Source organism: Rhodococcus oxybenzonivorans (assembly GCF_003130705.1).
Classification (GTDB): Bacteria; Actinomycetota; Actinomycetes; order Mycobacteriales; family Mycobacteriaceae; genus Rhodococcus_F; species Rhodococcus_F oxybenzonivorans.
Genome location: NZ_CP021355.1, coordinates 280681 through 292481 on the forward strand (window position 1 = coordinate 280681; position 11801 = coordinate 292481).

At 64.7% G+C, this 11801-nt stretch carries 16 protein-coding genes and 2 pseudogenes; 15 read left to right on the forward strand and 3 right to left on the reverse strand.

The window, feature by feature from the left end:
- Positions 1-77 precede the first annotated feature (77 nt).
- The 3 genes from CBI38_RS32240 to ribB all read left to right on the forward strand — a co-directional run bounded on the left by CBI38_RS32240 (position 78) and on the right by ribB (position 2692).
- A complete protein-coding gene (locus tag CBI38_RS32240) occupies positions 78-833 on the forward strand; it encodes an alpha/beta fold hydrolase (RefSeq protein ID WP_109335627.1) in 756 nt (251 codons plus the stop codon).
- A gap of 280 nt (positions 834-1113) precedes the next feature.
- On the forward strand, positions 1114-1434 hold the full coding sequence (locus CBI38_RS39600) for a hypothetical protein (protein WP_230990404.1): 321 nt from the start codon (positions 1114-1116) through the stop codon (positions 1432-1434).
- Positions 1421-2692 carry a 3,4-dihydroxy-2-butanone-4-phosphate synthase gene (gene ribB / locus CBI38_RS32250; RefSeq protein WP_109335628.1) on the forward strand — a complete coding sequence of 424 codons (1272 nt, stop codon included), beginning with the start codon at positions 1421-1423 and terminating at the stop codon, positions 2690-2692. The genes CBI38_RS39600 and ribB overlap by 14 nt, the downstream gene beginning before the upstream one ends.
- On the opposite strand, the pseudogene CBI38_RS38625 reads toward ribB, so the two are convergent.
- A pseudogene (locus CBI38_RS38625) lies at positions 2680-2978 on the reverse strand (ATP-binding protein); the annotation flags it as partial. The gene ribB and the pseudogene CBI38_RS38625 sit on opposite strands and share 13 nt — an antisense overlap.
- Before the next feature lie 439 nt (positions 2979-3417).
- On the opposite strand from CBI38_RS38625, the gene CBI38_RS32260 reads away from it, so the two are divergent.
- The 9 genes from CBI38_RS32260 to CBI38_RS32300 all read left to right on the forward strand — a co-directional run bounded on the left by CBI38_RS32260 (position 3418) and on the right by CBI38_RS32300 (position 8821).
- Complete coding sequence (locus CBI38_RS32260; RefSeq protein WP_109335629.1) at positions 3418-3972, forward strand: hypothetical protein; 555 nt, start codon at positions 3418-3420, stop codon at positions 3970-3972.
- A 273-nt stretch (positions 3973-4245) separates the two neighbouring features.
- A complete protein-coding gene (locus CBI38_RS32265) occupies positions 4246-4659 on the forward strand; it encodes a hypothetical protein (RefSeq protein ID WP_109335630.1) in 414 nt (137 codons plus the stop codon).
- A 102-nt stretch (positions 4660-4761) separates the two neighbouring features.
- Positions 4762-5217 (forward strand): hypothetical protein, encoded by a 456-nt coding sequence (locus CBI38_RS32270; protein ID WP_005253562.1) that lies wholly within the window; start codon positions 4762-4764, stop codon positions 5215-5217.
- Entirely contained in the window at positions 5214-5867 is a 654-nt protein-coding gene (locus CBI38_RS32275) for a hypothetical protein (RefSeq protein WP_109335631.1), read from the forward strand. The genes CBI38_RS32270 and CBI38_RS32275 overlap by 4 nt, the downstream gene beginning before the upstream one ends.
- A 10-nt stretch (positions 5868-5877) precedes the next feature.
- Complete coding sequence (locus CBI38_RS32280) at positions 5878-6411, forward strand: hypothetical protein (protein ID WP_109335632.1); 534 nt, start codon at positions 5878-5880, stop codon at positions 6409-6411.
- Between the two features lie 52 nt (positions 6412-6463).
- Positions 6464-7168, forward strand: coding sequence for a hypothetical protein (locus tag CBI38_RS32285; protein WP_109335633.1), 705 nt, complete (start codon positions 6464-6466; stop codon positions 7166-7168).
- Positions 7169-7810, forward strand: coding sequence for a hypothetical protein (locus CBI38_RS32290; RefSeq protein ID WP_109335634.1), 642 nt, complete (start codon positions 7169-7171; stop codon positions 7808-7810).
- A gap of 54 nt (positions 7811-7864) precedes the next feature.
- Entirely contained in the window at positions 7865-8389 is a 525-nt protein-coding gene (locus CBI38_RS32295; RefSeq protein ID WP_109335635.1) for a hypothetical protein, read from the forward strand.
- A 183-nt stretch (positions 8390-8572) separates the two neighbouring features.
- Positions 8573-8821, forward strand: coding sequence for a hypothetical protein (locus tag CBI38_RS32300; RefSeq protein WP_109335636.1), 249 nt, complete (start codon positions 8573-8575; stop codon positions 8819-8821).
- A gap of 83 nt (positions 8822-8904) precedes the next feature.
- Here CBI38_RS32300 and CBI38_RS40750 read toward each other — a convergent pair whose 3' ends face one another.
- Complete coding sequence (locus tag CBI38_RS40750; RefSeq protein ID WP_418328366.1) at positions 8905-9339, reverse strand: hypothetical protein; 435 nt, start codon at positions 9337-9339, stop codon at positions 8905-8907.
- Between the two features lie 191 nt (positions 9340-9530).
- On the opposite strand from CBI38_RS40750, the gene CBI38_RS40755 reads away from it, so the two are divergent.
- The 3 genes from CBI38_RS40755 to CBI38_RS40760 are packed head-to-tail and all read left to right on the forward strand — an operon-like array spanning position 9531 to position 10376.
- Positions 9531-9989, forward strand: coding sequence for a hypothetical protein (locus tag CBI38_RS40755; protein WP_052024061.1), 459 nt, complete (start codon positions 9531-9533; stop codon positions 9987-9989).
- Entirely contained in the window at positions 9883-10209 is a 327-nt protein-coding gene (locus tag CBI38_RS39605; protein WP_230990406.1) for a hypothetical protein, read from the forward strand. Before CBI38_RS40755 ends, CBI38_RS39605 begins: the two co-directional genes overlap by 107 nt.
- Positions 10092-10376, forward strand: a complete 285-nt coding sequence (locus CBI38_RS40760) for an SbtR family transcriptional regulator (RefSeq protein ID WP_418328367.1) — start codon at positions 10092-10094, stop codon at positions 10374-10376. Before CBI38_RS39605 ends, CBI38_RS40760 begins: the two co-directional genes overlap by 118 nt.
- Before the next feature lie 268 nt (positions 10377-10644).
- Here CBI38_RS40760 and CBI38_RS32310 read toward each other — a convergent pair.
- A pseudogene (locus CBI38_RS32310) lies at positions 10645-11148 on the reverse strand (M20/M25/M40 family metallo-hydrolase); the annotation flags it as partial.
- Positions 11149-11801 lie beyond the last annotated feature (653 nt).

An 11801-nucleotide genomic window follows, 5' to 3' on the forward strand; every position in this document is an offset into this window, starting at 1 on the left:
AGCCGAATCGCCAGAAAAACCGCTGGGCGCACCGGGGCGCGCGTCCGCTGACCTATTCACACCACAAGGAGACCATCATGACCGCAGCACATGTTCAGGTTGGAACTGGAGATCGGAAAGTCATCTGTCTGCACGGCTGGTTCGGCTCATCGACCGGGTGGGGCAGCTGGCCGGAGTTGCTGGACGGATCGCGGTTCACGTACGTGTTCGTCGACTACCGAGGCTATGGGGAACGCAAGGATGTGGACGGCGAGCACACGATGGCGGAGATTTCTGCCGACGTGCTCGCGCTGGCCGACGACTTGGGTTGGGACACGTTCGACATCATCGGTCACTCGATGGGAGGCATGGCCGCGCAGCGCGTGCTCGCTGACGCTCCCCACCGGGTACAGAACTTGGTCGCGATCTCACCGGCACCCGCGACGGGTGTGCCGTTGGACGACCAGTCGTGGGCGCTGTTCGCCGATGCGGCGTCGGACGACGCGAACCGGGCGATCATCATTGACTTCTCGACCGGCAGCCGGCTCTCGCGCACATGGGTCGACCAGGTGGTGGCGCACTCCGTGGAACGGTCGGACCGAGCGGCGTTCGGTGACTACCTAACTGCCTGGACGAAGACGGACTTTGCCGACGAGATCGTTGGCAAGGAGCATCCGATCAAGGTGATCGTGGGCGAGCACGATCCGGTGCTTGGTGCCCAGGCCATGGAGCACACGTTTATGCAGCACTATCCGAACGCGTCGGTGGAGGTCGTGCCCAACGCCGGGCATTACGCGATGTTCGAGACACCGGTGGCACTGGCCACCAGCGTTGAGGCGTTCCTCGCCGGCTGACAGCTCGACGCAGGAACAGATGGCCGTGCGCTTTGCACGAAAGGGCCACAACACGTTCGACTGAGTCTATGGAATGACGTTGAGGGGTCCCGCGCCTGGGCGCCGCTCCGCTCCTCATCGGGGGTGCACTCAGTGAAGGTTTGCCGTCGGCGACCACCTCATCGTGACGGCCACGGTCGAGCGAATCGAGCGTTGCGAGAGTGGCCCGTTGACCGATCACGGGCGAACCTTCGGGACGCAGGCGGCACTACCGCTCGGCGAATGAGAACAGAGGATAGCTATGTACTTACTGGTCGATCCGGACGAGATCGGCATCAAGCATGCGGAGGACTCCCCCGGCCTGCACGTAGGGCTCGGGTCCTCGTACGGCAATGGCGAACTCGATGCGCTTCTTCAACGCACAGGCTTCGGCCGCGTTCGCGAGGGCCACGCGTTCCTCCTCGTTGACCGACTGCGCGCCGGGACACTGAACACGGAAGGATTCGAAGCGATGATCTACTTCGCCAGGGGAATGGGTTGGGTGGACGGAGAATCGGTACGGGCGCACCTGGTGCACCCGGATCGGGCGCGGGTGCAGGAGGATCGGCATGAGTACCGGTAGCGCCGGCGTCCCTCGCGCACTGGCGGCGATCGCCGCCGGCTCGATGGTGGTGGTTCTCGACGACCGGGACCGAGAAAACGAGGCGGACCTGATCATGGCCGCGCAGTGTGTCGATACCGACAGCGTTGCTTTCTTCCTGGAACACACCTCCGGCTTTCTGTGCACGGCGATCACCGAAAGCCGGGCAGGCGAGCTCGAGCTTCCGCTGATGGTCGAGCACAACACCGAGAGTATGGGTACGGCGTTTCTCGACAGTGTGGACTTCGTGCACGGCACCTCCACCGGGATCAGCGCTGCTGATCGCGCGGCAACGATTCGTTCTCTCGCACAGACCGATACGAAGCCGGTCGATCTGGCCAGGCCGGGACATGTGCTGCCGCTGCGCGCCCGCGCCGGTGGCGTGCTCGAGCGGCCGGGACATACCGAGGCGGGAGTCGATCTGTGCTCCGCAGCCGGGGTGCTGCCGGCAGCTCTGATCTGCGAACTCATCACCGCAGACAAGCGAGAAATGCTTCGGGGGTCGCAGGCGAGAGCCTTTGCCGACCGGCACGGTCTCGAGGTCATCACCATCGCCGAGATCGTCGCCTATCGCACCGACCAGCTCGGCCCCCCGCAAGCGGAGCACGCGCGGGCCCGGATCCCCACGCCGTACGGCCTGTTCAATGCGATGGCCTATTCCGGGGAGGACGGCATCGAGCATGCGGCATTGGTACACGGTGACGTGGCCGGCCACGCCGAGGTAGCCGTCCGCGTGCACAGCGAATGCCTGACCGGGGACCTCTTCGGCTCGCTGCGCTGCGATTGCCGAACACAGCTGGAGCAGTCCTTGCGAATGGTGACCGCTATCGGAGCCGGAGTCATCATCTATCTGCGTGGGCATGAGGGCCGCGGAATCGGATTGGGACAGAAGCTTCGTGCGTATCGGGTGCAACAGTGTGAGGGACTCGATACCATCGACGCCAATCTTGCGGTCGGCTCGCCGGTGGATGTGCGTGACTATCGGGCGGCCGCCGCGATGCTGACCGAACTGCAGGTGCGGTCGATTCGATTGATCACCAACAATCCGGACAAGATCACTGCGCTCTCGACGCTGGGCGTGAAGGTGTGCGAGCGGATCGCCTCCGGGACCGAACCGACGGCCGAGAACCTCGACTACCTGCGCACCAAAAGAGATCGACTCGGGCATCTGTTGGAACTTCCCACCGAGGAGGAACTGACGGACAGGCCTCTATCCAGCTCAGCCGCCTGGCCGGCATGATGCGCCGCTGAGAGGCGGGCGATCCAGTTACTGGGCGGTGTCGAACAGGACGGAATAGCCCGCACGCGCGGCTTTGACAGCCACCCCGATGCGATGTGCGTCTTTCCCGATCCCGGGCGGAGCAGGATCACGTTCTCCGCCTACGCCACGAATGTTCCGGTCGCCAAATGCGCCAGCACGTCCCAAACGTAAAGGAGGGTAGGTGATCGAGGTTGACGTCCTCGAGCTCTTCACCGCCAGGTAGCAGGGCAGCCAGATATTCCTCATACCAGTTCTCGTCCCGGGCCTAGCCGGGCGGGTCGGCGGCGCGGGCGGACGCTCGAAACGCCACACCCGTATCTCTCGTGATTCCCATTGCCTACACCCACCAACACAAAGCTGACCACGAGCTCGACTCTGTGCTGCACGCACATCGGCACCAGGTCAAATGAAAATACTGCGATTCGACGTGTCCGATCTGGTTCGGAATATTCGCACAATCCGAGCGCGAAATGACAAGACCCAGCACCACCACATGACGCAGGATGTGAGGGCGCTCACAAAGGATGATGTGCCGAGCGCCCGTGGTCGGGGAATGAGACAGCCGCGGTGATCACAGGAGCGGCGCCAGATGTCACCACGGCACCGCCGCAGAAACTCAGGCAATTCTCGAGAACCGAACCACGCCCGCGCGACAACACGAAAGCCTTTGTCCGTTGCGGGAACTCAGATCGAGGAGTACAGGAATGCGATCAACAACAACGGCGGCACCGTCCGCCGTAGCGGCGATCGGTGCCGGCTATACCGTCGGCCTGGTTTCCGTCGGAGCTCCGCCCGCACTGCCCACTCCGGCCAAGGCCGCAGCCGTCGATGAACTGACGCAGACTTTCGCATCGACCGTCACCCACGAGGGAGCCGCCGCGGCCCGGTCGGACATGGCCGTTATCCAGACGATGTCCGATCAGCTGCAGACACAGACCGCTCCCGCCCTGACCGGCGCCCTCGAGATCGACCCGGAACAGTTCCAGGGATTCATGGCCCTGAGCTTCCCCGATGTCGCTAGCGGGATGGCACAAAGGGACGATGTCCTTCCCCGGTTCCGGGGAAGGACATCCGGAATCGAGCAGAACGTCGGCAGCTTCCAGCAGGCTTCGATCCTTCCGACCGCCGCCGCGGCCACGACGACGTCGACCTGGTCGTTCCTGCTTCCCGGGGCGGCACTGCTTTGGTGGGTGGTGCCGGGATGGCCGCCCAGCCGGCCGGAGCGGAGACGGTCCCCGTTCCGAGAGAAAGAGCCCTGACCAACTTCTGACGAAGCCCGACCAGGCTCCGCGAGACCCCCAGCGTCCCCCCGCCGATCGGGCTCCGCCCACACGGTTGCCACTACCCGCGGCGACATTCTCCGAAAACCCCTGAGGTGTGTAGTGATTCACCCGCCTTGCCGGTCTCGGAAGTGATCGAGCGGTGAGCTCCGGACGGTCCGCCCCCGTGGGAGGCACGGCCCGTCCACACAATCCGCAAGGAAACAACCGGCGCAAACCCGCGCTGACCATCAGGAAAAGGAGATTGGATCGATGACCGACAAGCTGAAGTTTTTCTCGCAGGAGTGGTGCGATGCCGCGCTCGAGGCGGCCAACGCGAACGACGCCATGTACGCCGGCTTCAAGGATCCGGCGACGTTCACCAACAAGATGGAGTTCGGCGTCCTCGGGCAGGGCGACGTGGCCAGCCACCTCGAATTCAAAGAGGGAAGAATTATCTCCTGGACGCCGCGCACGTTCGACGAGAGCGAGCTGTGGTTGATCATCAACGGCAGCTTCGAGACCTGGCAGAGCGCCGCCGCAGGTGAAGAAGAAGGCGGGAAACTGCTGATGAAGGGGCAGATCAAGTTCGCCAAGGGCCCGATGTCCGCGGCGATCGAGAACGCCGGCGCGATCAACAACTTCCTGCGTACCTGGGGCCAGATCCCCACCGACTGGGACGTGTAACCCGATCTCGCCCTCGCACGGGGACTCGTCCGTCTCCACCAGTCGAGTCCCCGTGCAGTACCACACGTCCCACCGTCCACCTGCTTGGAAAGGCCAACACCCATGACAACCGTCGAGCACGGCGCGTACGCCGTCACACTGTACGACGGGCAAGACGCCAACGGCGTCGCCGGAATCGTCGGGATGCTGCTCGGGCAGAATCTCGACAACTTCCCGTCCCGGATCAAGTTCGCCCGCAGGATCTCCCGGCCCGTCACGATCTACAGTACCGACACCGCTAGCGCCTGTACGATCGTGTTCGGCACCGACGAGGCGGTCGTCTACAACGACATCGTCGGCAAACCCAGCGTGACGGTCATGGCCACCGTCGACCAGATACTGGAGGTCTCCCAGCTGCCGATGAAGGCCGGCGGGTTGATCCCGGTCGGCTTTTTCACCAGCCGGGGAATGTCAGTGCTCGGCGAAATTCTGAAGCACAAGCTCATCGTCAAAGGCTTGCTGACCCACACCGTAACCGCGCTGCGCACCATCGCGTTGGTCTCGGTCGTCGAGTCATGACCTCGATCTCGGGCCGCAATCGCCCGACCACCCACGCAATCGACGAGCGGACCGACCGCTTCGAACTGCCCGAGGACCTCGACGAGGCCTGGTATGACGGCGCGCCGCCACGGGCGTCGAAGGCGATGAATATCGCACGCGGACTGCTCGTGCTCGCGCTGATCCCGGTCGGGGCGTTTTACCTGTATCCCCGGATCTACGACCTGACCGCGACCCCCTACCGGCTCGACCAGGCAGTAGTTTCCGCGGGCAACTACAACCCGGCGCTGAACCAGATCGTCGAGCACGAGAGGGTCACCCTGTCCGCGTTCGATGCGCTCGACAAGATGAAGGCATCGCTGGCGAGCGTCCTGTCGACCGACGAAACCGTCACAGCGGAACTGAACACCCTCATCGGACAGATCAGCGGCGATGTTCAGGCCACCTTGGATCTCGCGGGCGCGAACGTGACCGACCTCGTGGCCTCGCTCGACACCTTGACCGCGCACATCAATTCGCTGCAACCGGCCGCCGAAGGCGCGACCACGGCGCTCGCCGGCGACCGCGCCACTTTGGACGCCATCCTCACCGATGCACGATCGACCGCTGCCAAGGTTCACAGCGCCCGCCTCTCGGCGGAATCGTCCGCCGACGACCTGTCGGGGAAATAGGAGAAGTGACGTGATTTTCTTCGGACGCCGCGGCGGTCCGGCCCGAATGGTTCTGTCGATCGTCGCGGTAGGTGTCCTCAGCCTGCTCGCTTTCGTGGTGTTCAACTTGAACACTCGACTCGACAACCAGCAACGTGCCAACGAAACCAGCATCGCCGCCTCTCAGGCGATCGTCGATGTCAACGACCGGGTGACCAACCAACTGCAGCAGCTGACCGAGCTCACCCATACCGCACAGACCGCGCTCGATGCCACCACCGCGCTTGGGCCCCTGCTGACCAGGCTGGACGAGGCCATCACACCGGCAGCGCAGATGCTCGCCAGCAGCACCGACGGGGCACAGCTGACCAACCAGCAACTGACCAACATCCAGGGCATCCTCGGCGAAGTCCAGAACACCGTAGTGCCGCTCGTGACGTCGGCCGAAGCATTCGGCGACCAGGGTCGCCAGCTCCTCACCATCGTTCAGGGGCTCGTGAGCGACCTGCAAGGGTCCGTCGCGGCCGCGCAAACCATCAACCAGATGCTCCCGCTCCCGGGCTGAACCGCCCATCTCCTACCCGACCGATCTGTACCTACTCTCGACTGGACGTGACATGCAGCAGGGCACCGACTTACCGCCAGAGGCGTACCCACGCCGCGGTCTGGCCGGCCTTCAGCGATTCGATGTTCCCGCATCGGCGCTGCCATACCGCAAAGGCGTACTGCCCCACCGATCGGACATACCGGTTAGTGCGGCACCCGGCTCCACCGGGTTCGCCGTAGTCACCGAATGGATGGGCCGCCTTGCTGCGGCGGTGGCCCTCGTCCTGTTCGCGTTAGTGCTGGGCGCCATCCATAAGGGCCAACTCGTGCAGGACAGCGCCCGCACCATCGTGGACAACTTCCGGCTGACCAACGACTACTTCGCTCAACGTGCCGACCTGACTGCTCCGGCCACCGCACGCAAGCAACTCGACGAGCTGGCAGGTGTGCTCACCCAGCTCAACACCGCCACCGCAACCGACGTCGATCACCTCTCGGCGCTGCTGCCCGACGCGCGCGCGTTGCTTACCGCCGGCCAGGGCGACACCGCGATTGCCGGGCAGCTCGAAACGGTCGCCAACACACTGCAAGGCTCGGCCGCGTCGCTGCACCAAATTTCCGCGGACGCAAACACCACCGTCTCCGACGTGAACAACCAGCTCAGCACCGCGATCGACCTCGTCAACCAACTCAATGCGGAACTGACACGAACAACGAACAAACTGGCGCTGGTTCCCGAGCAGGGGGCCATCATTCCTGCACCTGGAGGAAACTGAATGATCAACAAAAAGGCATGGCTCGGAGTCGTACTCGCACTGGGTGTGGCGCCGGCGGTGCTGCTCTGTGCAGTCAACGGATTCGTTCCCGGAGCCGACGACGTCGTCGATCCGCTCGGCCGCCCGTCCCAGCTGAGTCTCGAGGTCATCAATTCGGCCGACCAGTTCGACACCCTGACCTCCATTCTCGTGCCCAAGCACGCTCAGTTGTCCTCGGACATCCAGGCCCTGAATCCACTGGCGAACGACCTGGAAGGCCTCACCAACAAGGCAGGGGAACTGGCCGGTCAAGCCACGACACTCAACGCCTCCACAGGCGATGTCAGCACGATCGCTGCGCCGCTACCCGACCTCGTCGCGAACGTGACCGGCCGGGCCAACCAAGCGAGCCCGACGGTCGCAGGACTGTCGACGGCCGTCGGGTCAGTAACCACCCAACTCGAGGCCATCAACCAGGGACTCACCACGATCGAAGGCACACTCGGCGCCCTCGGACCGAAAGCCACCGCCATCGCCGCAACCCTCGAGAACGTCCAGGAAGAGGCACGGCACGTCCAGGAATTCGGCCCCCTCCTCGCGGTCGTCGGCCCCCCGGTCAACTCCCTGAACCTCCCGCCCCTCGGCGTCGCGACCACCCCGTAACGCTCGACGCTGGTCAGACACTGACCACGAAACGAGTGAAAGGCAGAACACACGATGTTTCGGCTCTCCTGGGCGATCGCCCTGGCATTCACCATTGCACTCTTGTCCGGCATTCTGATCGTCACCCGCGACCTGAGCATCACCAACGACATCTTCAAAGACGGTGTCATGCAAGCTAAAACCGTGGACAAGACCACCAACGACGCACTGACCGGAGCGAAGGAGCTTCCGCCGGCCAACGCGGCCATCAACCAGGGACTGCCGCATGTCGTGGGCGTGCTCGACTCCCTCACCCGAGCCGACCACACCCTCGGCGAACTCGGTACCCAACTGCACGCGCTCGGTGACGCCTTGAAATCCGCGGACGCCCCCCTCGGCGGCATCATCGACGCCGGCCAGTCCGCGACAGACCAGGCCAACGCGGCCGCCGTCCCCGCCGAGCAGATCGTACACACCCTCGCCGACGCCGACGCGAAGGTCCAAGCCCTCGCGCCACTGCTGGACCAATCCCTCTCCCTCGGACAGACGATCGACTCGAAACTGCGTATCTCACTGCTGTTTCCGGTTGTAGGGGAATAGGGAGCAACAGCCTCATAGGAGGCTGCTCGAACCCACGCATGCTCGTGCGGTGGCGCGCGATCGACGTGACCACGAGTGGTGGTCTCGCCCGCGCTTGTAGGGGAGCTGCGGGCGGACCACCAGCCGCCGCCGGCGCCGAACAACTGCGCACCATCGCACCCGAGTTTGTGACGGAGAAGGACAATGGATTCATACGACAAGGCGTTGCTCGACTACACCACGAGGTGGTGCAACTTCGGAGGTGGGGACGAGGACATCTTCACCGAGTTCGGGCTCACGCCGGAAGTGTTCTACCGGCGAGTGCTGGCATTGCTGGAACAGCGATTCGTCACGGAACTGGAGTTTCCGGCGAGGCAGTACCTCCGAGCGTATTGTACGGAGAAACTCACGGCGTCGGCCCATCAGAGACGAGCCCACGCCGTCGGACTGTGATCTATCGTCGCTTCTCCGGCGCCGCTGCGGCGCTGTCATCCGACTCCCCTAGCATCCAGGCGCCTGCACCGGATCCCATCCCCTTATCCGTGCCGCGGGGGTGGCACATCGCAGAACCCACCGTCATCCGGACCCAGTGGAAGCGGTGTGCGCGGCGCAGACTTCGTCCACACATCGCCCACAAGCGACTGCTGCAGCCCTGCAATGCCGACGCCGCCGCCGCGCTGGAGGCCGCGTCCACGCGCCTGGACCGCAACCCCAAGGTGTGGGACGTGCTGCTCGATGGCATCAACACCGACGATGCGCACCGCGGCTCCGATTCCGACGCGTTCAAGCTGACCTACCCGTTCTCCCCGGCCCTGATCGCCACCCTGCGGGCGCTGTCTGGGCAGATGCAGCGCGAACGCACCGCGCTGAAGGTCATGCAGCAGATGCTCGAGGACAACGCCGACCGGCTGACCATCGACCACGTCATCCCGGTCGGTGAGGCGTTCGACTACATCATCGACAGCGCCCACGCCACCCCGATCAATGATGCTGCCGCGCAAACCTTCAAGACCGCCCGCAGACTGTGGACAGAGAAGCTGCGGCCGCTGCTGTTCCGCAACGCCGGAGTTCCCGAGTCCACCGCCGACAAGGACGTCCCGGCCGGGTTCTGGGCCGACATCCGTATCGCCAAGACTCTGCTGATGTCCGCGGTGGCACGAAAGTGCCCGCCCTCGCCCAGATCGACGCCTCCCGTCTGGCCTCGCTCAACCACGGCAGCGTCATCAGCCTCATCCCGGGCGATCAGTTCGGGCAGATCACCAACAAGGTCAAGCAGTGGGCCGCGGAGATCCCGGAGCTGTCCGTCACCGCCGGCGCCAACCCGATCATCTCCGTCACCCTCGAATCCGTCGACACCGAGCGCACCGTCACACGCGCCCAGGGTGAGGACACCGACGGACGCCGCCGGGAACTGATGCGGACCCTGCTCGCCGAACACTTCGCGGTGATCGGTGCCGAGCACACCGTCGACATTGCGTTCCTGCGCACCAAGATCTGGGGGCACCGAACGCCGGGTGGAGGTGATCTTCGGCAAGGTCCGCGACCACGGCTACCTCCCGGACGAGGCGTTCCGCCCCTCCCTGGACGGGGCGCTGCGGCTGGTCGTCGACTCAGCGAATAGAGACGAGCTACTTGCAGCGGTGTACTCCAGTGATGTCGAGCTTCTGGTGGCGGCCGCGCCAGCACTGCTCGCGGACAATGATCCACTCGACTCCCGCCGGCTGTGGTTCGACAGAGTGGTGGACTACGCCGAGATCAAGCGCGGGGTGTTCGAAGCGGTCGAGGCGGGAATCTGGCGAACTTGTCCCAGCACAGGCAGGGGCCGATCGGCGATGCTGTAAACACGCTCCTCGCCGCCGGGCAGGCGGACGGCATCATTTGCCCCGATGTCGATGCACGCGACGTCATCCTGCTCATCGGGTATCTAACACGCCTCGAACCCGACGAATGGGAAGGTAGGGCCCGACACCTACTCGACGTGGTTCTAGACGGCCTGCAACAGCATTGACTAGGTGTGTTGCCCCACGGTGCTGCCGTCCTCTCAAGAACAGGAGCCGCAACTGTCGTAGCCTCGGCTCTCGGCGGCATCGTTGCCCGCGGTTCGACGGGGTCGATCGGAGTTCGACTGTCGTCGACACAGTGATGGTCCATCCCTTTGTCCGACGCTGTCATTCGACATGATTGGACAGTGCACGCCGGATCGGCTCGGGCCGCTGACCCAGATCAAAAGACGCCACCGTCGCTGCGACAGTTGAGGTACCAGCGGCCGTTGCTCGCATCCTGGAATCTGACTTCGCCCACCGGTGCAATCGACGGAACACGGCCGTAGAACTGCCCTCAATCGCGCCGCCGACAACATCGGTGTGCTCGGCGGCGTCGGCGAGCAGCTGCGCGGCACCGAGCAGGCAAGCGACGTGGACATCGTGGCCGCAGGCGTGCATCACCGGCACCTCGTCGCCGGCCGCATCGGCCACGGTTACGGTGCTGGCGTACAGCAGACCGGTCGCCTCCCGGATGGGCAGGGCGTCCATGTCCGCCCGCAACAGCACGGCCGAGCCGTCCCCGTTGGCACGTACCCCGATCACTCCGGTGCCGCCGATCCCTTCGTGCACCGCGAACCCGGCGGCGCGGAGTCGCCCCGCGACGATGCCGGCGGTGTGGTGGTGCTCCTGGTGCGCGAGTTCCGGATGCTGGTGCAGGTCCCGGTAGAGCTCCTCCTGCCAGCCCCGGATGCCGCCGAGGCCCGCCAACACGGATGCGCTCCGCGAAATCGTGACCATCACTCTCCCTCCACCGGCGATACCGGAAGCGGTCCGGTCGTCGCCAGGCGATGTGTTCCGGCAGTATCCAGCCGCGCCAGCGCGCGAGCAAGCACAACACGGCCCGACCGCCGTGGCCACGATCAGCCTTACCTGCGGGTACCCGGAATACTGGACGAGCAACAGTGTGCCACTGGCGATCAGCGCGCAGGCCGCAGACTGGGTGTTCCCGCCGAAGACCGCCGGAAACCTGCCCACATCGACCTCACGCACGACTCCGCGTCGCCAACCCACCGCGGTCACCGTGCCCAACAGCACTACCGGCAGCGGGTCGAATGCTTTCGTGCATGCTCCTCACGTCGATGTTTCGGTGGGCGAAGACGTGCGAAAGTCGCGGGGCCGACCTCTACCGCCGAGCCGTCGCCCGCGGACACGACCACCCCCATGCCGTCCACATCCTCGCCCGCGCCTAGCTGTTCGTTATCTGGTACTGCTGGCAGGACAATCTGGCCTACGAACCGGACAAACAGGGCGCCCTCCACCGACTGATCACCCACCAACAACCGGCGGCTTGACATAGGGCAACTCATGCCGTCACCCCCAGCACCGAGTAGCCGTCCACCTCAAGCCGTGACGGCGGAACCCACCGATCCGACGACTCAAAGCCCGCGCCA

Excerpts from the sequence above, each read along its gene's own strand:
- CBI38_RS32240 (WP_109335627.1), top strand. The coding sequence starts at position 78 with ATGACCGCAGCACATGTTCAGGTTGGAACTGGAGATCGGAAAGTCATC.
- CBI38_RS39600 (WP_230990404.1), top strand. The coding sequence starts at position 1,114 with ATGTACTTACTGGTCGATCCGGACGAGATCGGCATCAAGCATGCGGAG.
- ribB (WP_109335628.1), top strand. The coding sequence starts at position 1,421 with ATGAGTACCGGTAGCGCCGGCGTCCCTCGCGCACTGGCGGCGATCGCC.
- CBI38_RS32260 (WP_109335629.1), top strand. The coding sequence starts at position 3,418 with ATGCGATCAACAACAACGGCGGCACCGTCCGCCGTAGCGGCGATCGGT.
- CBI38_RS32265 (WP_109335630.1), top strand. The coding sequence starts at position 4,246 with ATGACCGACAAGCTGAAGTTTTTCTCGCAGGAGTGGTGCGATGCCGCG.
- CBI38_RS32270 (WP_005253562.1), top strand. The coding sequence starts at position 4,762 with ATGACAACCGTCGAGCACGGCGCGTACGCCGTCACACTGTACGACGGG.
- CBI38_RS32275 (WP_109335631.1), top strand. The coding sequence starts at position 5,214 with ATGACCTCGATCTCGGGCCGCAATCGCCCGACCACCCACGCAATCGAC.
- CBI38_RS32285 (WP_109335633.1), top strand. The coding sequence starts at position 6,464 with ATGCAGCAGGGCACCGACTTACCGCCAGAGGCGTACCCACGCCGCGGT.
- CBI38_RS32290 (WP_109335634.1), top strand. The coding sequence starts at position 7,169 with ATGATCAACAAAAAGGCATGGCTCGGAGTCGTACTCGCACTGGGTGTG.
- CBI38_RS32295 (WP_109335635.1), top strand. The coding sequence starts at position 7,865 with ATGTTTCGGCTCTCCTGGGCGATCGCCCTGGCATTCACCATTGCACTC.
- CBI38_RS32300 (WP_109335636.1), top strand. The coding sequence starts at position 8,573 with ATGGATTCATACGACAAGGCGTTGCTCGACTACACCACGAGGTGGTGC.